This window comes from Aliterella sp. E5.1 (genome assembly GCF_057473825.1).
Map to the genome: position 1 here is coordinate 20846 of NZ_JBYCCV010000023.1, position 23241 is coordinate 44086.

Annotated in this window: 19 protein-coding genes; 13 read left to right on the forward strand and 6 right to left on the reverse strand. The window is 43.0% G+C overall.

Annotation, left to right across the window (positions count from 1 at the left end; genetic code table 11):
* Window positions 1-557 precede the first annotated feature (557 nt).
* Complete coding sequence (gene priA / locus AC2VE5_RS10535; RefSeq protein ID WP_486887706.1) at window positions 558-3053, forward strand: primosomal protein N'; 2496 nt, start codon at window positions 558-560, stop codon at window positions 3051-3053.
* A gap of 2 nt (window positions 3054-3055) precedes the next feature.
* Here priA and AC2VE5_RS10540 read toward each other — a convergent pair whose 3' ends face one another.
* Window positions 3056-4867 (reverse strand): ABC transporter ATP-binding protein, encoded by a 1812-nt coding sequence (locus tag AC2VE5_RS10540; RefSeq protein ID WP_486887735.1) that lies wholly within the window; start codon window positions 4865-4867, stop codon window positions 3056-3058.
* A gap of 61 nt (window positions 4868-4928) precedes the next feature.
* Here AC2VE5_RS10540 and AC2VE5_RS10545 point away from each other — a divergent pair, with 61 nt between their 5' ends.
* The 4 genes from AC2VE5_RS10545 (at window position 4929) to AC2VE5_RS10560 (ending at window position 7532) form a co-directional block, all read left to right on the forward strand.
* Window positions 4929-5987 (forward strand): saccharopine dehydrogenase family protein, encoded by a 1059-nt coding sequence (locus AC2VE5_RS10545; protein ID WP_486887707.1) that lies wholly within the window; start codon window positions 4929-4931, stop codon window positions 5985-5987.
* 20 nt (window positions 5988-6007) lie between these two features.
* Window positions 6008-6349, forward strand: coding sequence for a hypothetical protein (locus AC2VE5_RS10550; RefSeq protein WP_486887708.1), 342 nt, complete (start codon window positions 6008-6010; stop codon window positions 6347-6349).
* 21 nt (window positions 6350-6370) lie between these two features.
* Entirely contained in the window at window positions 6371-6610 is a 240-nt protein-coding gene (locus AC2VE5_RS10555; protein ID WP_486887709.1) for a cupin domain-containing protein, read from the forward strand.
* A 67-nt stretch (window positions 6611-6677) separates the two neighbouring features.
* Complete coding sequence (locus tag AC2VE5_RS10560; RefSeq protein ID WP_486887710.1) at window positions 6678-7532, forward strand: prohibitin family protein; 855 nt, start codon at window positions 6678-6680, stop codon at window positions 7530-7532.
* Window positions 7533-7689: 157 nt separating this feature from the next.
* Here the strand turns inward: AC2VE5_RS10560 and argZ are convergent, their stop codons facing one another.
* From argZ to mnmA, 5 genes are all read right to left on the reverse strand, one after another.
* On the reverse strand, window positions 7690-9807 hold the full coding sequence (argZ, locus tag AC2VE5_RS10565; protein ID WP_486887736.1) for a bifunctional arginine dihydrolase/ornithine cyclodeaminase: 2118 nt from the start codon (window positions 9805-9807) through the stop codon (window positions 7690-7692).
* Between the two features lie 253 nt (window positions 9808-10060).
* Window positions 10061-12103 carry a caspase family protein gene (locus AC2VE5_RS10570; RefSeq protein ID WP_486887711.1) on the reverse strand — a complete coding sequence of 681 codons (2043 nt, stop codon included), beginning with the start codon at window positions 12101-12103 and terminating at the stop codon, window positions 10061-10063.
* Between the two features lie 87 nt (window positions 12104-12190).
* Window positions 12191-13366: a sulfate adenylyltransferase gene (sat, locus tag AC2VE5_RS10575; RefSeq protein ID WP_486887712.1), complete on the reverse strand. Its 1176-nt coding sequence runs from the start codon at window positions 13364-13366 to the stop codon at window positions 12191-12193.
* 50 nt (window positions 13367-13416) lie between these two features.
* Window positions 13417-14001 (reverse strand): YdeI/OmpD-associated family protein, encoded by a 585-nt coding sequence (locus AC2VE5_RS10580; protein WP_486887713.1) that lies wholly within the window; start codon window positions 13999-14001, stop codon window positions 13417-13419.
* Window positions 14002-14085: 84 nt separating this feature from the next.
* Window positions 14086-15141, reverse strand: coding sequence for a tRNA 2-thiouridine(34) synthase MnmA (mnmA, locus tag AC2VE5_RS10585; protein ID WP_486887714.1), 1056 nt, complete (start codon window positions 15139-15141; stop codon window positions 14086-14088).
* A 276-nt stretch (window positions 15142-15417) separates the two neighbouring features.
* Between mnmA and AC2VE5_RS10590 the strand changes: the two genes are divergently transcribed.
* From AC2VE5_RS10590 to coaBC, 8 genes are all read left to right on the forward strand, one after another.
* On the forward strand, window positions 15418-15969 hold the full coding sequence (locus AC2VE5_RS10590) for a hypothetical protein (protein WP_486887715.1): 552 nt from the start codon (window positions 15418-15420) through the stop codon (window positions 15967-15969).
* A gap of 473 nt (window positions 15970-16442) precedes the next feature.
* Window positions 16443-18263, forward strand: coding sequence for an iron uptake porin (locus AC2VE5_RS10595; RefSeq protein ID WP_486887716.1), 1821 nt, complete (start codon window positions 16443-16445; stop codon window positions 18261-18263).
* Between the two features lie 195 nt (window positions 18264-18458).
* Window positions 18459-18896, forward strand: coding sequence for an RrF2 family transcriptional regulator (locus AC2VE5_RS10600; protein ID WP_486887717.1), 438 nt, complete (start codon window positions 18459-18461; stop codon window positions 18894-18896).
* Window positions 18897-18983: 87 nt separating this feature from the next.
* The gene (gene cysK / locus AC2VE5_RS10605) at window positions 18984-19955 is read left to right on the forward strand and encodes a cysteine synthase A (RefSeq protein WP_486887718.1); all 972 of its coding nucleotides are present in this window, start codon (window positions 18984-18986) and stop codon (window positions 19953-19955) included.
* 58 nt (window positions 19956-20013) lie between these two features.
* Window positions 20014-20709: a J domain-containing protein gene (locus AC2VE5_RS10610; RefSeq protein WP_486887719.1), complete on the forward strand. Its 696-nt coding sequence runs from the start codon at window positions 20014-20016 to the stop codon at window positions 20707-20709.
* Between the two features lie 92 nt (window positions 20710-20801).
* Window positions 20802-21668 carry a 6-carboxytetrahydropterin synthase gene (locus tag AC2VE5_RS10615; RefSeq protein ID WP_486887720.1) on the forward strand — a complete coding sequence of 289 codons (867 nt, stop codon included), beginning with the start codon at window positions 20802-20804 and terminating at the stop codon, window positions 21666-21668.
* Window positions 21669-21786: 118 nt separating this feature from the next.
* Window positions 21787-22002 carry a protein IsiD gene (gene isiD, locus AC2VE5_RS10620; protein WP_486887721.1) on the forward strand — a complete coding sequence of 72 codons (216 nt, stop codon included), beginning with the start codon at window positions 21787-21789 and terminating at the stop codon, window positions 22000-22002.
* A complete protein-coding gene (gene coaBC, locus AC2VE5_RS10625; RefSeq protein WP_486887722.1) occupies window positions 22003-23205 on the forward strand; it encodes a bifunctional phosphopantothenoylcysteine decarboxylase/phosphopantothenate--cysteine ligase CoaBC in 1203 nt (400 codons plus the stop codon).
* The last annotated feature ends 36 nt before the right edge of the window (window positions 23206-23241 follow it).

Here is a 23241-nt window from a genome sequence, read left to right on the forward strand (position 1 = left end):
GCAAATCTATATGCAATCTAAAATGTCTACTCATGATGTACTTGAGTGCCTTTGAAGTAAGATAAAACTACTACCGAAAGTTACTTAACTTAAAATTTATCTTCTTACCAAAATCTGCTTACAATCAATCTCAGGCAATTTGTCAGTAAAATGTAGTGATGTTACAACTAAAACATCAAAAAATTCTTGACTAACTTTGCAAATTTTCTGTAACAACTACTCTCGCGATTGAGTAATTAAAATGATGGATGGCAGTAGTTGATTCTTGTGCTAAAGCAAATTTACTTAAGTGGTTTCTAGGGTAGACTTAGACATTTATACCTAAACATTACTGATTTATTGACCTCAAAAATAGAATCTCATACATCTCAAAGCTTTACTCTCTACCGATGGGGAGAAAATATTAGTTTTAAAATAACTAATTGCGTAAAATTAGTTACAACTATTTAAGCTATCTATTCAAATCTACCTAAACAAGCATAGAAGTAGTAGCTTAGAGCAGTATAAAAAAATTTAATACCTTAAACTAAAGCTTCAAGCACAGATGCCGATTTTTTATGTATATTCCTGAGTTAAACGGATCAAAATTTGTAGTAACAGAGCCTGCACCTAGCTATCAATCGACTCCAACAGATTCTAGGCGATGGGTTGAGGTACTGGTAGACTGTCCGGGAGCTACGGGAATATACACGTACAAATTGCCAGAAAGTATGTTGTCTGTGCAACTAGGTAGTATTTTAAGTGTTCCTTTCGGTACGCAACAAGTAGGCGCGATCGCAATTCGGTTATTAGAGCAACCAAACGCTGATGTACCTATCAATAAAATCCGCGAGGTTGAAGAAGTAGTAAGCGTAGGTTTTTTCAGTGCAAATTACTGGGAATTGTTGCAACGAGTAGCCGATTACTACTACACGTCGTTGATGCAGGTAATTAAAGTAGCATTGCCACCAGGCTTATTAGGGCGAAGTCAGCGTCGTATCCGTCTAAAACTTGAAAATATACCTGTAGGTGGGGAGGCTTTTTTACCTACTACTGCGCGTCAGGTATTGCAATTACTCCAAGCTCAAAATAACGGCGACTACAGCGTTAAATATCTCAAAAGTCAAATTAAAGGAGCAAGTTGGGGCGTAGAACAACTCCTAAAACGCGGTTGGGTAGAGAGTTATATAGAATTGCCGAGATATACCAAACCCCAAACAAAACAGGCAGTAACGCTAGTGGGTAATATAACGACTGGGGAATTAAATAAGCGTCAACAAGAAATTTTACAAGTTCTGCGCGATCGCGGTGGTGAATTGTGGCTAAATGAATTTCTCCCGCTATGCAAAACCACTTTACCCACTTTGAAAACTTTAGCCGTCAAAGGTTACATAGTAATTGAACCGCGCGAAGTTTTGCGCCAAGAAACATCACCCTTGCAAGCCCAAGATCGTCCCAAAACCTTAACTACCGCTCAAGCCGAGGCTTTGGCAATGATTAATAGTTTAGAGGGCGTTGCCGAAGTTTTATTGCATGGAGTCACAGGTTCGGGCAAAACAGAAGTATATTTACAAGCGATCGCGCCATTACTCGCCAAAGGAAAATCTGCCTTAGTTTTAGTCCCAGAAATTGGACTGACACCACAGTTAACCGATAGGTTTCGCGCTCGTTTTGGCGAAAAAGTTTGCGTCTATCACAGCGCTTTATCCGACGGCGAACGTTACGACACCTGGCGACAAATGCTAACGGGAGAACCCCAAGTAGTAATTGGTACTCGTTCGGCGGTATTTTCGCCTTTACCTCAGCTTGGCTTGATAATTTTGGATGAGGAACACGATAGCAGCTTTAAACAAGATAGTCCGGTTCCTACTTATCACGCCCGGAATGTCGCTAAATGGAAAGCCCAGTTGGAAAATTGCCCGTTAGTTTTGGGTTCAGCGACTCCAGCGCTAGAGAGTTGGTTAAGTAGAACGAAAGATAATAGCTATTACCTAGCTTTACCAGAACGGATACAATCGCGTCCTTTACCGCCTGTAGAAGTGGTAGATATGCGCCAAGAGTTGCAACTAGGCAATCGTTCCATATTTAGCCGTTCGCTGCAAGATGCGCTTAAAGATATGAAAGAGCGATCGCAACAGGGAATATTATTTATCCATCGACGGGGACATAGTACCTTTGTCTCGTGTCGCAGTTGCGGTTATGTCATGGAGTGTCCCAACTGCGATGTTTCTTTGGCTTACCACCAAACCGAAGCCGAGGCAAGTAAATTATTGCAATGTCATTATTGTAATTATGTGCGATCGCATCCCCGCAATTGTCCCGAATGTAGTTCGCCGTATTTAAAGTTTTTTGGGAGCGGTACGCAACGAGTAGCGCAAGAATTGACTGGGCAGTTTCCCCAATTACGTTTTATTCGATTTGATAGCGACACAACCCGCACAAAAGGCGCTCACCGCAATTTACTAACCCAGTTTGCAAATAAAGAAGCCGATTTATTGGTAGGTACGCAAATGCTGACTAAAGGTTTAGATTTGCCTCAAGTAACTTTAGTCGGCGTAATGGCGGCGGATGGATTGCTGCATTTGGCAGACTATCGGGCGAGTGAAAGAGCTTTTCAAACGCTCACTCAAGTTGCTGGGAGAGCAGGTAGAGGCGACGATCCAGGGCGGGTAATTATCCAAACTTATACCCCCGATCATGCCGTAATTCAAGCAGTGCAGCAACATGAATATGAGCCATTTATTGCGACAGAATTGGCAGAAAGAGCCGCGCTCAATTATCCGCCCTATGGGAGACTTATTTTATTGCGCTTAAGTAGCACGGAGGCGGAAGTAGTAGAGCAAACAGCGCTGCAAATAGCAGATAAACTGCGTCCCTTGGCATCTACAACTTACGAAATACTGGGACCCGCACCCGCCAGCATTTTGCGAGTTGCTAACCGTTATCGGTGGCAAATTTTGCTGAAATTTGCCGAGGAATTTTTGCCGCAATTACCTAATTGGGAAGAAGTGCGATCGCATTGTCCGCCGTCAGTTAGCCTCACTATTGATGTAGATCCGTTGAATATGATGTAGAACTACCTTTCAATTTTTAAACCCGATTGGACGCGCCACAAACTAGCATAGATTTTTTGCTGTGCTAGTAGCTGTTCGTGAGTTCCTTGTTCTACAAGCTTGCCGTATTCCATCACATAAATGCGATCGGCATTACGCACTGTAGACAGACGATGAGCGATCGCAATTGTTGTTCTATTAACAGTTATTTTTTCTAAAGACTTTTGAATTGCCGCCTCAGTTTCATTGTCTACGGCAGACGTAGCTTCATCTAATATTAATATCGGTGGATTTTTTAAAACAGCACGAGCGATCGCAATTCTTTGTCTTTGTCCCCCCGATAACTTTTGTCCTCTTTCCCCCACAATGGTTTCATAACCTTGGGGAAGCTCTTTAATAAATTCGTGTGATTCAGCAATTTTTGCGGCGGCGATTATTTCTTTTTCGTTAGCGGTAATCGTTCCATAAGAAATATTTTCGGCTACCGTACCGTGAAATAAGAATACATCTTGGCTAACTAAACCAATATGTGATCGCAAGTTTCTAAAATCTAACTCGCGGATATCTACCCCATCTAAGCTAATAGTTCCTGATTGCACTTCGTAAAGCCGCAACAATAACTTAACTAAAGTGCTTTTCCCTGAACCAGTTGAACCCACGATAGCGATCGTTTTCCCCGCCGGAATATGTAATGACAGGTTTTCAATTACTGGGTTGCGCCCATTGTAAGCAAAACTCACGTCCTCAAATTCCAACTCACCTTTTACCGATGGTAAGGAAATATGACCAGTACGAATTGCGATCGGCGTATCGAGTAAATTCATTACTCTTGTAGTCGAAGCCATCGCTCTTTGATATTGGTCAAAGGTTTCGCCTAATCTAGTTAAGGGCCACAACAAGCGCTGAATTAAAAAGACTAACGTGCTGTAGGTACCAACAGAAATATCTCCCCTCACCGCCGCCAAACCGCCGTACAAAAGCAACGCTGTAAAACCCACCAAAATAATCATGCGAATTAATGGCACAAAAGCTGCCGAAAGAGCGATCGCATGACGGTTACTTTGACGGTAAGCTTCGCTATCATTCCTCAACCGAGCAATTTCGTAGTCTTCGGTAGTAAAGCTTTTAATAGTTGTAATGCCCGTCAAATTATTAGTTAACCGCGCATTCAGCAAGCCCACTGTTTCGCGCACCGCAGCGTAACGAGGCGCAAGACGGCGTTGAAAGGCGATCGCACCCCACAAAATAAATGGCATCGGTAGCATTGGCATCCAAGCCACGCCAGGAGCCAAAATAAAGAACGCACCGCCAATAATTATTACGGTAGTAGTAACTTGAATTAAGTCATTTGCACCTACATCCAAAAACCGTTCTAGTTGGTTAATGTCATCGCTCAAAATAGACATCAAACCGCCCGTACTGCGTTCCTCAAAATAGGCAAGTTCCAATTCTTGCAAATGCTTGTAAGCATCTAACCGTAAGTCGTGCTGAATATTTTGCGCCAAATTGCGCCACAAACGAGCAAAAGCATACTCAAACACTGATTCTAGTACCCAAACAATCACTGTTAGGATAGACAGAATTACAAATTGTCTGTAGACATCTCGCACGCCCAAACGGGCAATAATTGAATCTTGTTGCTTGACAACTACATCGACTGCAATCCCAATTAAAGCTGGTGGTGCGAGATCGAAAATTTTGTTTAAAACCGAGCAAGTAGTCGCCAGCCAAAGTTGCTGTCGATAATTACTACTATAAGCAAGTAGACGCTGGAGCGGTCGATTGGTAGGAGTTTGGGCTTTGGCTAAGTGTTTTTTGGGCGATCGCAGTGACACTATGAACAAACCTAAATACTAAACTTCAATCATAGAAGTTAACGATCAAGTCGATAAATAGATGACTCCAAATTTTTTGTTATACGGCGCTAACGGTTATACGGGCGAATTGATTGCCAGGTTAGCTGTCAAACAAGGACTGCGCCCAATTCTAGCGGCTCGTAACTCTCAAAAAGTTGCCCCCCTTGCCACTGAACTAGGTTTAGAATACCGCGCTTTTGCTTTAGATAACCAATCAGCAATAGCTGCGGCTTTAGCCGATATAACAGTAGTGCTACACTGTGCGGGTCCATTTTCTCAAACTTCTGCACCAATGGTTGCTGGCTGTTTGCGCTCTCAAACCCACTATTTGGATATTACCGGAGAAATTAGTGTATTTGAAGAAGTCGCTTCTCAAGATACTTTAGCAAAAACCGCCGGAGTGATGTTGCTTCCGGGTGTAGGCTTTGATGTTGTTCCCTCTGACTGTCTCGCCGCTCACCTCAAAGGGCGACTACCATCAGCAACGCGGTTAACACTTGGGTTTCAAGCATTGGGGCGCATCTCTAGAGGCACGGCTACCACGATGATAGAAGCTCAACATCAAGGAGGAAAAATTAGGCGCGATGGAGTTCTAACGACTGTTCCTGCGGCTTTTAAGACTCGCTCAATTGACTTTGGACAGGGTAAAGTTGAAGCGGTAACAATTCCCTGGGGCGATGTATCTACAGCTTTTTACAGTACGGGTATTCCCAATATAGAAGTTTATGCCGCGTTTCCTGCTTCCACACGGATTTTAGCGATCACTAGTCGCTATCTTGGTTGGTTGCTAAAATTGCCAGCAGTGCAGAATTTTCAAAAACAGTTGATCCAAAATCAGCCGCCAGGACCTAGTGAAACTGAGCGCGCTGAGGGAAAAAGTTATTTATGGGGAGAAGTAGAAGATAGTTCGGGTAAGCGATTGAGTTCGAGATTGCAATGCCCAGAAGGTTATACTCTTACTACTTTGACGGCTGTAAAAATCGCGCAAAAGGTACTGGTGGGAGAATATACCTGCGGCTTTCAAACCCCATCAAAAGCTTATGGCGCAGACTTTATTTTAGATTTTCCAGGAGTTGGACGTGAAGATCTTGAAAATTGATCTCACTATTGAAACAAATAATGCGATCGCATCTTTCCATATTTGAGAAGCTGCTTTTCATTTTTACTGACTACTCGACAAATCTAAAGCCATTTAAACTGGCAACAAAATCCATCGCGTTGTGTTTCACAAAATTACTGGTATATCGGAGGAAAATAGGGATAAGTAAGCAATTTTTTATCAAGCCGATCTTAAGTGCGATTTTTATCGTTTTCCTACCACTGACAGCGTTTCATATTTGGGCAAAAACATCGCCAGCATCAGTAAAAGCAGTTCTTCCTAAAGATCTGCAATGGAAAGTTAATCCTAATATCAAGGGCGTTCAAAGCGCGATCACAATTGGCGATTCATCAAATTCATAATTGTATGTTTTGTTTGGAAAAATGGATAAAGGTGCAATATTTCCCGCTCACACTCATCCAGACGATCGAATCACAACTGTTATCTCTGGCGTGATGGATTACGGAGTTGGAGAACAGTTCGATCGCACTAAAGTTAATGCCTATCCAGCCGTGTATACACCATCGGGAGTATCGCATTTTATGTGGGCAAAAAATAGTAATACAGTGATGCAAGAAACAGGATTTGGTCCAACGGGGTTGAGGTTCACTACTGCTAAATAGTATAAGCAGACTTTATTTGAGAATTTTTAGGCATTGTGCGTGAAAATATAGATTGAATGCGCGTTAAATGAGATCAGAAAAATTGAAAGCTAGAGATGACCAAAATTGGCAAGGTATAGTTGGAGGAGCGATCGCAGCTATATTACTTTTGATTGCTCTTAATGCTTTTGTAATCATCAATCCCGGTGAAGCTGGGGTAATTAGTATTTTGGGTAAAGCTAGAGATGGAGCTTTACTTGAAGGCATACACGTCAAGCCGCCTTTTGTCTCGGTGGTCGATATCTACGACTTAACGGTGCAAAAGTTTGAAGTACCAGCGCAAAGTTCTACTAAGGATTTGCAAGACTTGACGGCTCGATTTGCGATCAACTTTCGCCTCGATCCTACCCAGGTTGTTGAAGTCCGCAGAAAGCAAGGAACATTACAAAATATTGTCTCAAAAATTATTGCTCCGCAAACCCAAGAATCTTTTAAAGTTGCCGCCGCCAGACGAACGGTAGAAGAAGCAATTACTAAAAGAAACGAACTAAAACAAGACTTTGATGAGGCTTTGGGAGCCAGATTAGATAAATATGGAATTATAGTTTTAGATACTAGCGTAGTAGATTTAACTTTTTCCCCAGAATTTGCGAAAGCCGTAGAAGAAAAGCAAATTGCCGAACAACGGGCGCAAAGGGCAGTATATGTGGCACAAGAAGCCGAACAAGAAGCCCAAGCAGACATCAATCGTGCCAAAGGTAGAGCCGAAGCTCAAAGACTTTTAGCTGAAACTTTAAAAGCTCAAGGAGGACAGTTAGTATTGCAAAAAGAAGCAATCGAAGCTTGGCGCACTGGCGGCGCACAAATGCCCAAAGTTTTAGTTATGGGTGAATCTAAAAGCAGCGTACCTTTTTTGTTTAATCTAGGGAACGTTCAAGAGTAAACTTAGCAAAAGCTGTCCCATTGATTTAGGGAATTTATTTTAGCCCGCCTAGGGTTAAAACCCGCTTGCTTATGGATAAAGTCGGCCGGAACCGACTGATAAATATTTTGCGAGAGGACAAGGAAAAAAGTATTTTCCTTGTCCTCTAATCATTGATCTAAACGCCTACAGTAGAAGACTGATAAGGGCTTGTGAGCTTATCTAATTGCTGGACTAATAGACTCAGAAATAAACCGACATCGGTAACTACACCAACAGATTCTACCGAACCGCGATCACTTAATTTTGTTACTACTGCCGGGTTAATGTCTACGCACACCATTTTTACCCCCGCCGCCGTCATATTTCCTACGCCAATGGAGTGCAGCATGGAAGACAGCATCAACACCATATCCGCGCCTACCAGCAATCGAGCATAATCTTCTTGCGCTTTAATCAAATCCATCTGTGTATCTGGTAACGGGCCATCATCGCGGATAGAACCCGCTAAGGAGAAAGGAATATTGTTTTTTACGCACTCGTACATGACACCACCCGTCAAAGCACCTTGCTCTACAGCTTTCGCAATACTGCCATAACGACGTACCGTATTAATTACCTTCAAATGGTGGCGATGTCCGCCGCGCACGCTGACCCCGCGCTTCATATCCACACCCAAGGAAGTCCCCATCAGGTTTTGTTCCATGTCGTGGACTGCGATCGCATTTCCCCCTAGCAGCGCCTGTACGTAGCCTTCACGTACCAATCTAGCTAGGTGTTCGCCGCCGCCTGTATGAATTACCACAGGTCCCGCCGTCACTACTACCTTACCACCTTGATCGCGAATTTGGCGCAATTCCCAAGCTACTTGTTCTACCACAAGTTCTACTCGACGTTCGCTAGAAACTCCCGCCGACATGAAGCTAAATTCTTGGGTATTGCGTTGTTCTCGTACTTCTGGTTTGCGGATGGTGCGGATACCTAATACATCTACTACTACTTGTTCCCCGACTTCCAGATCGCGCAATAGCTTACACCGAGCAACTATACCTGTAGGAGTTCGCTTGACTGCTACCGCGCCATCCATGCGCTGATTTTGCACCTTTATCCACGCGCCATCGATGCGTACTTCTGTAGGATAAATAGTTGTAACATAAAATTCATCAGGGGATACCCCAGCTTGAACAACTGGTTCTAACTTCGCATCGCGTTCGTCTTGGGGTAAATCTACTGCTCCTAGGTCGATTAGTTGCGATAAAATCCCTTCCATCACTTCATGAGATGGCGCAGATACTTTGACTTCGGCGGCGGAGGTACTTTGTCTTTGCTCTCCCAAATTAAAATTGAGGACTTTAAAACTACCGCCACTTTCTACTACCAAATCTAAAGCCTGATTGATTAAGCCCGAATCAAGCAAATGCCCTTCTAGCCTAATGGTGCGGCTTTCTACCGATACGTTGGCGCTAACTTCTGCTCTTACAGGCTCCGTTACTCGCAATGTCAAGCACTTCGCCGCGCCACCAGCTTTGAGAAATTCTGTTAGTGGGGTTTCAATTACCTGAAATCCCGCCGCCGTCAGACGCTCCTTTAAAGCAGCGCTGGCTTTATTCATGACTACGATGGAATTGATATTTACTGAATTGCAGGCAAAATTCACAGCATCAGCTTCGGAAATAGCTATACGCTTTGCTTCTGGTACGCGCATCTCAATCACGCGGTTGGAGTAAGCATCAAAGGCGGCGGGATAATACAGCAAATAACCGCCATTAAGCGGACAAAAGCAAGTATCTAAGTGATAAAATCGCTCGTCCATCAAGCGCAGAGATAATACTTCAATATCTAGCCATTTTGCTAAATAAGGGTGGGAATCGAGTTCTGAGCGAAACCCATAACCCGCCCACAACCAGCGCCCTTCCCGATCTAATAAAGCATCGCCAGCGCCTTCAAAGGGTAAATCTTTGGGCAATTCGTAGACATTGTAGCCCTTTTCTTCAAACCATTTTTTAAAGTAAGGTTCTTCCCCTTGGCGCTCTTTGTGAAAGAAGCGGCTGAGAACTACATTTTTTCCTAAAACCAGTCCCGCATTTGCCGTAAATACCATATCTGGTACGCCTTTGTGCGGTTCAACTAGGTCTACAATGGCATTGCCTGCAAGGACATGGTGTAATTTTTGCCATTGTTCAACCGCGCGATCGCGCGATGATTTATGAATATTCCCTTCCATCCAGGGATTGATGACATAATCCACATCGTAATGATCGGGCGCGCACATGAGAAACTGAATTTCAGAAGTCATAAAGATACTTGGTGGGACGAGCAATTCATCAATCTTTATATTGCATACATATTTGTGCTGTTGCAATTCTGCTAACTTAGCTACTTCTTGAAAACCTTTGGCAAAGGCAGCGCAAACTTTACGGGAGGCTGTGCCTGCCGGAAAGGTTTGCAAGAGAGAGCCACACCCCAAAGTTTCTGTTAACACTTTTTTAGTTAAGCAAAGTTTTAAGGAATTTTTAGCAGTAATATCTCTATTCTATGGGAACGCGGATTTAAACAACTTGATAAACAAAGTTGAGACTCGCCCAAGAATTTATATCTAGATGGTAAGTATCTAGATTGGGCTTATTTCCACTGCCATTGTGCAAGTCTTGCAACACAGCAGTAGCAACTTCTACAGGATTTAATAATGCCCCAATATACTCTTTTTCGGCGGTAGGTGCTTGAATACCATTTTGTAAAGCTGGCAGAGTAGACGTAAAACTTGCAATGCTAAAAATTAAATAAGTTTCTGTAACCGCCGCCGGGGTATGAGTCAACCACTGAAAATCGACCCAATTAGACGGTACGGTTATAGTTTCTCCGGGAGCTATTGCTATATTTTGGAGTAGGGGTTTTTCTAGGCTATTGGGTTCGCTAGTAGGTGAAATCGGGTAAAGAGCGATCGCACTTTTATTACTATCCAATCCCATTAGTAACAAATAGACTGGGCGATCGCTATTATTACAAACTCGGTACTGAATTTGACTGCCAATCGCAATAGTTGGCAGTAAGAGCGAAGCCTTAAGAGTCGAGTCTTTACGGTAACTCACAGGCGCAGTAATGCGACTGGAATGCAACTGCATTACTACTTGTTTTTCGGGGTTAATAACTTCTAAAGTTGCTTCTACTGGAAGCATTGAAGATCCCGCATTACTGGTTAGCCGCCACAATTTTGCTGCCAAAAGTGTCTTTAATTTCGGAATTAGCCGATTTACAGCCAATTTTGCCGCTTCCCCAGCTTCTCCAACACTATTAGGAATCAATTCTTGCTTGGGGGAAAATAACCCGTAACGACTAGCGGGGGATTCTGGTACTCGCCCAAATAAATAATCTACAGGTTGTTCAGCCGTTGTTACTAATGAAACACGAGGAATAGCTGCAAAAGCGCTGGTTGCATCTACTTTTTCAATCCGCTCTAAACTTGAATCTAAAGCAACATTTAAGCTGACATTACGCGGCAAAACTCTGATTGCTTCTCTAATAAGTTGCCCTACTTGCAAGGTATTATTACCAATAATTTGGGCTTTAGCCGTTAAACCATGACGCGATCGCACTTGCAATTGCATCGCTGTCAAATCTTCAGCTATAACATTCAATCGAGAATTTTCGGCGTAGTATTCCAAAACTGTAGGCGGTAAGCCTCCTAGCCACAATTGAGCGCTTTTGCCCTTGTCTTCTATAGCCGTTATGACACCATCAGCACTTTTTGGCTGGTTTTTGACTTGCGTTTCAACTACCGATGCTAACTTACTAAAGCTAACTTGAACAGTATTTGTTGGTGTAGCTTCCCATAAATATTGAGTTAAAGCATAGGTAAATAACCCCGCACTAAACCCCGTCCATTGTCCTTCTACTGCAAGTCCATTACTCGAAGCCGCACTTAAAATATTTCCTGGTGTAAGTTGCTTGCTAAAGAATTTTTGCTTGTTTTTAATTTCTTGTTGAAAAGCCAACTCCACCTTTGTCAATTGCCATTGTTCTAAGGAAGGTAAAGAGCGAACTTTTAAGTAATTAGGAGCAATGCTAGGAGACAGAAAGCCAGTATCAAAAATTGTTGTGATGTAAGAAGTAGCCAGACTCCGCAACAATAACTTTATAGTTTCCTCGCTCAGGTAGTTATCTATGCCATCATCGCAAGTAACTAAACTATTTAATTTTGCATCTCGATCTTTCAATTGCAGGCTACGACCGTAACCGCTAAAGTGAAATACAACCAGATCGCCCGGTTGAGCTTGAGTAGTTAAATGATTTAGAAAAGCACTCTCAATTTGGGTTCTAGTAGCTTGCTTATCCGTCAAAGTGAGAATATCGCTCTCTATAAAACCAAAACGGTGAATTAGTAATTCTTTTTGCAACTCAACATCAGTCAGACAACCTGCTAAAGGTGAATTACCTGGATATTGATTAATACCTACTAATAGGGCTAGTTTGCGCTTAAGTGGAGAAGCGATCGCATTAAGAGCGCGATCGCCCAAGTTCATCCACTCCGCTTCACTTATACCTAGTAATGCTAGTATCCAGCCTGCCCTTTTAAAAAAATTCCGCCGTTTCATAGCCCTCAGCCATCAGCCCTTAGCTATCAGCCTAACAGGAAGTTAGGCTTTGATTACGCGATCGCATCGCTCTAATTAATTTGGCATTTATGTCCCTACAGGAAGTCGCATCGCTCTAATTAATTCGGCGGCTACTTCAGGGCGAGAAAATTGCGGCGGTGGAAGTTCGCCCCGGCGTAGCATTTCACGAACTTTTGTCCCCGATAAATGAATCCGCTCTGAGGAAGTGCTAGGGCTAGTTTTTGTCGTCGCCATAGACTCGGTGCGAGTGCAGTAAAAAGCGTGTTCAAATTTCATGGGTACAATACCCAATTCTGCCGATTCAAACTCATCAAAAATGTGTTGAGCGTCGTAAGTGCCATAATAGTCACCCACACCTGCATGATCGCGCCCGACGATAAAGTGAGTACAGCCGTAGTTTTTCCGCACAATCGCATGAAAAATTGCTTCACGCGGTCCTGCGTAACGCATGGCGGCGGGATTAATCGCCAAAATTACCCGATCTTTGGGGTAATAGTTTTCTAAAATAATTTCATAGCAGCGCATCCGCACATCTGCGGGGATATCATCTTCTTTAGTTGCGCCGACTAAAGGATGCAAAAACAAACCATCTACCGTCTCCATCGCGCATTTTTGGATATATTCATGAGCGCGGTGGATGGGGTTGCGAGTTTGAAAACCAACAATTGTTTTCCATCCCTTTTCTTTAAACATTCGCCGCGACTCGATGGGATCGATTTGGTAAGCGGGAAACTGGGGATGAGCTTCGCGTTGCAACAGCCAAATTGAACCTGCTAGATTTATCTCACCTTGGTTGTAAACTACTTGTACTCCTGGGTGGTTAGCATCATCAGTTTTATATACATTAATTACTTCCTTAGTTTTGTCATAGCGATACTTTTGGGTTAATTCCAAAACGCCGATAAATTTACCTGTAGGATCGTCTAAACGAATCAAACTACCTTCTTTTAAGGGAGAAGCAACGGCTTCTGTTACTGATAAAGTAATTGGAATCGACCAAGGTAAGCCATTAGCCAGACGCATATCTACAACTGTGCGATCATAGTCTGCTTGTTCCATAAATCCCGTCAAGGGACTAAATGCACCTATTGCCAGCATGACCAAATCGGAAACAGCACGCTCATCAAGCTGCACTCGCGGCAAAACTTCAGCTTTTTCTAGAAATTCTTGCTTTTTTTCGGGGGAAGCAATGCGATTAACTAGCTGCATTCCGTGAGGAGCAATACCGTCTCTATAACTCATAATATTTCGATTTTATCTACAATCACCTATCGTACCAAGTTATCGCAGCATCATCGAACCAAGGGGTTTTTGTTCTGGGTTGCTGAAATTATTGTTTGCTCAATTCTTTTTAACCTTGTTTCCGGGCGTTTGGCATTTTCAACCCAATACAGGATATTTTTTTTGGATGTGTTACTAAATGCCTCAAAATATTTATTGGCAGTTTCATTTGCGGCTAAGGCTTGCTCTAAATCTACTGGAATAATCAATTGTTCTATCGCATCTAACTTGTTCCAAGAGCCATTTTGCTTTGCAACTTCAATTTTTTTAAAACCAGCCTCCGTCATCAAACCTTGTTCTATCAGTTCTGCAATATATTGCTTATTTAATTTTGACCAAACACTTTTTGGTTTTCGGGGTGTAAATATTTGCTGATAACGTTCTGCGTCTAAGGATTTTACTTTACTGTCAATCCAGCCAAAACATAAGGCTTCTTTTACTGCTTCGCTATAGCGAACGCTTGGCTTACGACTTTTTACTTTGTAGTAGACAAGCCATATCCAAAGCGATGTGCGATGGTTTTGCGCTAACCATTCTCGCCATTGCTGGCGATCGCTTGCATAAACAGTTTTTAGGCAATCGTCAGATTTTGGCATAGTAAAAAATTATTTTGTAGCTACTTAGTAAATAAAAAAGGCAAACATATTACTGTTTACCTTTTAAAAACTTACTTGATAATTTTAAGCTTGCTTTTCGATAATTCCGCCACCTACTACCATATCGCCATCGTACCAAACCGCCGCTTGACCGGGAGTAATACTAAATTGCGGCTCGTCAAATACTAACTTGACGCGCGAATTTTCTAAGGGAATAACCGTTACTGGTACACCACTTGAGCGATAACGGATCTGAACTTCAGCGCGAATTGGCGCAGTTGGTTTGTCAATACTTACCCAATTGACTCGTGCTACCGTACATTCAGTTTTATCGGCGCTCGTGCGATCGCCTACAATCACTTTATTGCTCGCGGAGTCCAATCCCACCACGTACAACGGCTCCGCCGCAGCGATTCCTAGCCCTTTACGCTGACCAATGGTGTAATGATGTACGCCGTCATGCTGACCTAATACTTTGCCTTGCAAGTCAACAATATCGCCTTTTTTAGGTGCAATATATTTATCCAAAAATGTTTGCATAGAGCCGTGACTTTCTACCAAGCACAAATCTTGACTTTCTGCTTTATCTGCCGTTTTTAGCCCGTAATAAGTCGCAATCTCGCGGGTTTGGGCTTTGATATATCCCCCTAACGGAAACACCGAAGCGGCTAACATTTCTTGACTGAGATCGTACAAAAAGTAAGACTGATCTTTATTGCGATCTACTGCTCGACGCAACTGGTAACGCCCTGATGCCTCGTCATAGGTAATTTGGGCGTAATGACCTGTGGCAATTTTGTCAATGCCCAATTCTTCACGGGCATACTTAACCATGGGACCAAACTTTACTGACTTGTTGCAAGCAGAGCAAGGCAAGGGTGTAATACCTTCGCCGTAACCCGCCACCAAGTAATCGATAATATTCGCCTCAAATACTTCCCGGCTATCAACTACATGATGGGGAATACCTAATTGCTGACAAAGCTCGGCAGCATCAACCATGCCTTCCGAGCAACATTGACCTTTCCCCTTCATTAACCAAAGAGTCAAGCCCACAACTTCATAACCGCGACTTTGCAAAATAGCGGCGGCGGTGGAACTATCTACACCACCAGATAAACCAACCACAACTTTGTTCATATTAGTCAATTGAAATGCCGGGACTATCTTCTAAGTTAACACTTTCATTGTTGAACAAGTGCGCTAAGCGCCAAAACACCGCATATTTACGGAATTTTGGCGCTAATAATTATTCTTTAGGCAAATTTTTCCGAGAAATTGCGCTTGAATCTGTATGCAAAGAAACCTAATCTTACTTTTTATAGTCTTGTTTTTTGCAGCCAATTTTTTAGAAACAACCATTGCTTTAGCACAGTTCTCCCTAATTACATCTATTACCCCATTACTACTCGAAACATGAATCGGATAAATCAAATTACCGTCTTTTTTAGCTGTCAATTTTTACTAGGAAGATGGTTTGTAACAACTGTTCCTACTCAGGCTCAAACATTTTCAAGTCCTTTGGCAATTTCTCAAACTGTAGTTGAAACCCTACCTCCACCACCGCAATTAAATAAGTCCAATTCTCACGTTGTCGATGAAGTCTTTGTTCCCCGCGATCTTGATTTTCGCGTACCAGAGACTCCTGCTCCTCAAAAAGTTGACAATTATTTAGTCTATATTAATAATGCTAATTCAGCCCAACTAGAACAAGTCAAACAGATGATCCCGACTGCTTTTATGCGTCAACATCAAGGAAAATCTGTAATTCAAGCTGGAGTTTTTGGCAAAGAATTAAATGCTATTACCCTAGCCCAAAAACTACAGTCTCAAGGCATTTCTCCTCATATATTCAATTTGACTACGGCTAAAGAAGTAGCTTTAAAAACAGACAGTTCTAAGTTTTACTTTGTTGTAATTCCTACTGATGTTAAAAATTTATCTAGTGTTGAAAGCCAGGTAAAATAGTTACCAATAGTAGTTGCAGCTATCATTAGTCAAAGACACGATCGCGGTTCTTATCTGCGTGTAGGACCCTTTACTGCCAAGGGACAAGCAGAAACTTACAATCGTTATTTGCTAGATTCTGGATTAAGCAATACGCAAGTTTATTACGGACGTTAGCACAATTGAGCGATCGCTAAATTAGTCGCTGCCTATAGTTAGAGACAGCCAAGATAACTATTAACTAAAGCAATATATATATATATACATATTTATGAAAATTTAATTGCTAGTTAGTATACAAAATACTGCAAAAAACAAATTTAAGTTTAATTAAATCATGAGATATTAATTTAATCTTAATTAAGCTTTACGTTGAGATAACTTAGCTATAGAATTTTCCTAGTGTGGCTCCTTCTTAAAGTGTAAGTAAGTTGACAGACGGTTAGACCGTTGGCAATAGATAATTTTTTAGTTGAAGGTGTGAGGAATAGATGATGTCTAAGATATTCTGGCAAGCTTTACTGTTTTACCCAGCAGTAATCGGAGCAACATTAGCGATCGCGCCTGTAGCAATGGCTACAAATGAAATAAAAACAACCCAAGCTGAACTACCAACAGTAGTAAATGAGCTAAAAATTGCTCAAGCAAGTGTAGAAGCTCAACAACCAGCCGCTAACCCTACTATCGATAATCTCAGCCAGATAGATAGCTACAGCAATGAAGGGAAAGGCAAAGTAGACAATAATACAATTTCTCAAGTAACCTCTGTATCGCAGTTATCTGACGTGCAGCCTACAGATTGGGCATTTCAGGCATTGCAATCGTTAGTAGAGCGCTATGGCTGTATTGCAGGTTATCCTGATGGCACATACCGGGGAAATCGCGCTACGACAAGATACGAATTTGCGGCAGGCTTAAATGCTTGTTTAGATAGGGTTAATGAATTAATTGCCACCGCCACCGCCGACGCAGTAAGGCGTGAAGACTTAGCAACCTTGCAAAGACTACAAGAAGAATTTGCAACAGAACTTGCAACCTTGCGCGGTAGGGTAGATAGCGTAGAAGCTGTCACCGCCGAACTAGAAGCAAATCAATTTTCGACCACTACTAAGCTACTTGGTGAAGTAGTTGCCGCCGCCACCGATGCTTTTGGGGACACCGTCGGAGATCAAAATAATACTGTACTGCAAGCCCGCGCCCGCCTCGAATTCCAAAGCAGCTTTACCGGGACAGATATTTTACATACCCGTCTAGCGGCAGGTAACGCCCAAGCATTTTCTTTTAACCAACAATCAAGTGGTACTAACAGAACATTTGAAGGACAGCAAACCTTCAACCTCTCACCTTCAACAGACAATAGTTTCTTCCTAGATTGGGCAGCTTACGAATTTTCAATCAGTAAAGTTCGCGTTTATCTTGCTGCTGTTGGCGGGCTTTGGGCAGATTTTGTGCCGACAGTGAATCCTTACTTTGAAGGTTTTACTGGGGGTAATGGCGCGCTTTCGACCTTTGCTGAACACAACCCAATTTACAACGTTGGTGGTGGTGTTGGTGGCGGCATCAATATTCCCTTTGGAGAAAGAGGAGTGTTAGGTGCTACGTCGATTAGCTTGGGCTATTTTGCTGATAATGGCAATAGTCCTGGCAGAATCAGTTCAACGGGGACAACCAACGGAGAGGAGTTTGCTGGAGTTGATGGCGACTTAGGTTTTGTCAATGGTGACTTTAGTGCGTTGGCGCAAATTAACTTTAACTTAGGAGATCGCTTAGGACTTGCGGCAACCTACGTTAGAGGCTACCATAATGCTGGCGATGGGATTTTTGATATTGGTAGTTCTGCTTCTAGAGCGATTGGTACACCTATCGTAGGTACGGCTCAGGCGAACGATCCTAGTTCACTTTTGGACGGACGACGAACAAAGCTAAGTACCGATTCCTATGGATTATCGGCAGCTTTACGGTTGAGCGATCGCATTTCAATTAGCGGCTGGGTAACTAAAACCGATGTTGAGTTGATCGATGTCGGTAGTGCAGACGTTTGGAGTTATGCTCTTGGAGTCAGTTTCCCAGATTTAGGTAAAGAAGGTAACGTGCTAGGGATTATTGCTGGTGTGGAACCGACGCTAAGAGACATTGATGTTGCGGGCGTTAGCTACGATCCCAACTATGGTTATCACATTGAAGGCTTTTACAAGTACCAGTTAACAGATAACATCTCCCTTACTCCTGGTCTAATCTGGCTAACGGCTCCGGGTCAAAGTGGACCTCGTGAGGACATAGTAATTGGTACTTTAAGAACAACATTCACTTTCTAAATCCGGTAATATTTACCTGAATGCTCAAAACCCCGCTTAGAGGCGGGGTTTTTCTTTGCTAGTAGAGACAAAAGTTCTTTAATCAAAGAACAATTACTATTTTTAGCAAAACTAGCAAACCCCAGTGGAGAACCGTAGTATAATGAGCGTAAAGCCGATAACAATTTTAATTATCTTTCGCGCTCATTTTTGCCTGTGGATATCTCTTGTAAATCTGAATATGCCTTGCTTGCCCTTCTAGAACTAGCAACTCATTACGCTGGTGGCGAACCTCTGCAAATTCGGCAAATTGCAGCAGAACAAAATATACCCGATCGCTACTTGGAACAGCTACTTGCAACCTTAAGGCGTGGGGGAATAGTAAAGAGTCAACGTGGGGCAAAAGGTGGTTACATCTTGTCAAGAGAACCCTGGAAAATTACCCTATTGGAGGTGATGGGATGCTTGGAGGGATTAAACTCTAATTCGCCTGAAGAAGAAGCGAATCCCAAAACATTAGAAAGTGCAATAATTCAAGAAATCTGGGTAGAAGCACGGCAAGCGGCGGATTTAGTTTTACAAAATTACACGCTTCAAGAGCTTTGCGATCGCCGCTCTGCTAGAAAGCAAGTGAATTTAATGTACTACATATAAAAGGGGGCGTTTTTACCTTTGCACCAATTTTTGGTTTGAATTTTTTGTTTGCTGTTGAACCCATCGATTACACAACTAACTAAGACTATGCGTATTGCTCGCGATATTACAGAATTAGTCGGTCGCACTCCTTTAGTGCAGTTAAACCACATTCCCCAAGCTGAGGGATGTGTAGCCCAAATTGTGGTAAAGCTTGAGAGCATGAATCCTTCCGCCTCCGTTAAAGATCGAATTGGGGTGAGTATGATTAATGCCGCCGAACAGGAACAATTAATCGCTCCTGGAAAGACAATATTAGTAGAACCAACTTCAGGAAATACAGGAATCGCTCTAGCAATGGCAGCCGCCGCTAGAGGATATCGTTTGATTTTGACCATGCCCGATACCATGAGCGGCGAGCGCAGGGCAATGTTGCGCGCTTATGGAGCCGAATTAGAACTCACTCCAGGCATTGAAGGTATGAGCGGGGCAATTCGGCGGGCGCAAGCAATTGTGGATACAACACCAAATGCTTATATGTTGCAGCAGTTCCGCAACCCCGCAAATGCCCAAATTCACCGCGAAACTACTGCCCTAGAAATTTGGGAAGATACAGACGGACAAGTAGATATGATTGTCGCCGGAGTAGGCACTGGGGGAACGATCACGGGGGTTGCAGAGGTTCTTAAGACCAAAAAGCCTAGCTTCAAAGCGATCGCCGTTGAACCCGTCAATAGCCCAGTTTTATCGGGAGGCAACCCCGGACCGCACAAAATTCAAGGCATTGGCGCAGGTTTTATTCCCCAAGTTTTGAATGTGAACATGATTGATGAAGTAATCAAAGTTAGCGATGATGAGTCGATTGCTTACGGTCGGCGTTTGGCACGGGAAGAAGGGTTGCTTTCGGGTGTTTCCTCCGGTGCAGCATTACGGGCGGCGATCGTTGTTGCCCAGCGTCCAGAAAACGCCGGAAAATTGATTGTGATGATTCAGCCGAGTTTTGGCGAACGCTACTTAAGCACTCCATTATTTCAAGATTTGGAGCCGCGAGTTCCGGCAATAGCAGGAAGTAGAGAGTAAAACTAAGAGGGCAATATACTCGATTATTTTGCCCTCGCTCTTGCGCTAAAGTGGTGAAATGGCAGATCTAAACAACCACTACGACACCCTCCAGGTGCTTCCTAATGCCACAGGTGCGGAGATTAAGCAGGCTTATCGCCGTCTGGTCAAGCAGTTTCATCCTGATAGCCATCAGGCAACAAATGATTGCCAAGAGATTATTCGGATTAATGCGGCTTATGAAGTACTTAAAGATATGGCTAATCGGCGATCGTACGATCGCCAATTGAACGCTAGTAAAGTTCAAAGTAATCCGTTTGCAAAATCCCCAACTTCGGCAAAAAGCGATCGCGCTTCTCGCAAAAGAGGTAGGGCAGCAGACGAGCAAGTCCAAACATGGCTACAACAAGTTTATCAACCTGTAAATCAGCTATTGCTTGGCATTCTTAATTCCTTAGACGAACAAATTGACGAACTTGCGGCAGATCCTTTCGATGACGAATTGCTAGAAGGATTCCAAGACTATCTCAAAAATTGCTGCGATTTTCTTAAAGAAGCGCAAAGTATTTTTCGCTCAATGCCCAATCCGCCAATTGTAGCTAGTGCCGCCGCCCATCTTTACTACTGTCTCAATCATTTAGGTGATGGGCTAGACGAATTAAACTACTTTCCCCTCAACTACGACGATCGCTATCTTCATGTTGGTCAAGAATTGTTCCGCATTGCTGCGTCTTTGCATGAAGACGTACAAGCTGCTTTAGCTGACTTTGCCTAAAATCTTAGTTTTGGGCTAGTAGGTTAAATCAGACTTGCTTTATGCTTTAAGTAGGTAGGTTAAGATTTTTTACAAACTGCGTCTAAATACTCATGCAATGTATTGTCAATCGCCGCGCTCAATTTTCTGCCAGCCATCGCTATTGGTTGCCCCAATTAAGCGAAGCTGAAAATATTCAACGCTTTGGCTTATGTACCCGCTCTCCCGGACATGGACATAATTATGTGTTGTATGTAGCGATCACCGGAGAACTAGATCGCTACGGTATGGTGATGAATTTGTCGGAAGTCAAGCAGGTAATTAAGCGCGAAGTTACCGACTATTTAGACTATTCCTACCTGAATGATGCTTGGTCAGAATTTCAACAAACTCTGCCGACTACCGAAAATATTGCCCGAATTATCTGGCAAAAGCTAGAGTCTCATTTACCTCTAGTCAATATTCAACTATTTGAACACCCTCAACTTTGGGCAGATTATCAAGGAAACGGTATGGAAGCTTATCTAACTATCAGCACTCACTTTAGCGCCGCTCATCGTCTGGCGCATCCTGACCTTAGTTACGAGGAAAATGTCGAAATTTATGGCAAATGCGCTCGTCCCAACGGTCACGGTCATAATTACCATCTAGAAGTAACCGTAAAAGGCGAAATAGATTCTAGAACAGGGATGTTAGTTGACTTAGGTGCTTTGCAAGCAGCTATCGACGAGCAAGTAGTTGAGCCATTCGATCATACTTTTTTGAATAAAGATATTGCTTACTTTGCCCAAATAGTACCAACGGCGGAAAATATTGCCGTCCGCATTCGGGACTTATTGCGATCGCCTCTTGAGCAATTGGGAGCGCAGTTGCATAAAATTAAGCTGATAGAAAGTCCCAATAATTCCTGCGAAGTATACTGCACTCAAGCAGAGGCAAAAGTCAGTAATGCCAGCGAAGTCGTTTTAACCTCGGTGTAGTTATAAATAACAGTGACAATTTAATTACACAATTCCACTTATCCAACTAAAATAGATACGGTAGTTGCAGCAATGCGACGCTATCTGCTGCACTTAAATGTTGCTGGAGGCGCAAGCAATGGTAGAAACTTTAAGCATTTCCAAACAAGACATTGCCGTCATGTCTGCGGAGGAAGTGGAAGACTTAGCTTTACGTCTAGAGCAAGATAATTATACAAATGCTTTTGACGGATTAAACGATTGGCATTTACTTAGAGCGATCGCCTTTCAGCGTCCAGAATTGGTAGAGCCTTTCGTTTATTTATTAGACATAGATCCTTACGACGAGTCGTAAATGCTCGGTAGGAAAATTTTAATTGGCGTAGGCGGCGGTATTGCGGCTTACAAAGTTTGCGAACTTGTATCGACGCTATTCAAAGCTGGGGCGGAAGTACGGGTAATTCTCACTAATTCCGCCCAACAATTCATTACGCCGCTAACTTTAGCTACTCTTGCCCGTCATCCAGCTTATACCGATAAAGATTTCTGGCAATCAACCCACCATCGCCCTCTACATATAGATTTGGGTGAATGGGCGGAAGTTTTAGTTGTTGCACCTTTGACAGCCAATACTCTTGCTAAATTAGCTCACGGTATGGCAGATAATCTACTTACTAATACCGTTTTAGCTTCTAATTGTCCAATTTTACTTGCCCCTGCCATGAATACAGAAATGTGGCAGCAATTATCAGTACAGCGCAACTGGCAGCAATTATTAACGGATAGCCGATATTATGGTATGGAAACCGGGCATGGCTTGTTAGCTTGCGATCGCGTGGGCGCGGGGCGCATGGCAGAACCTGGGGAGATTAATACTCATTTGCGATCGCTTTTGTACGCAAAAGGACAGCGAGACTTGCTCGGAAAACGAGTATTAATTAGTGCGGGTGGAACGCGAGAATATTTAGATCCTGTCCGGTTTATTGGCAATCCATCTACAGGGAAAATGGGTTTAGCTTTAGCCCAAGCTGCATTAAGTAGAGGCGCAATAGTAACGCTAGTTCACGCCCCTATTAGCGGCGATATCCCTTCAGGGGTACAGACAATTGCGGTAGTAAGCGCTGACGAAATGCGCCAAGCAATGTTAACTAATTTTGCTAACGCCGATATTACAATAATGGCGGCGGCGGTGGCAGATGTAAAGCCTGCAAATTACAGCAGCGAAAAGTTGCCTAAAAAGTCGCTACCTCAAAGCTTACCTCTAGAATTTGTTGGGGATATAGTAGCGCAATTAGGACACTTAAAGCAGCCGCATCAGCGTTTGATAGGTTTTGCCGCCCAGACGGGAGATATTGTCACGCCAGCCTTGCAGAAATTGCAGGCAAAAAAATTAGATGCGATCGCATCTAACCCCATCGATTTACCCAATAGTGGTTTTGGTAGCGATTCTAATAGCGCAGTTTTTATAGATGCTCAAAATCGTCAAGTAGAAATTCCTGCTTGTAGCAAACTGGAACTAGCACATCATTTGTACGATTTTATTAGAACGTTGTTTTAGGCTCAACTCCACGACTGTTGATAGAGTATTTTTCTA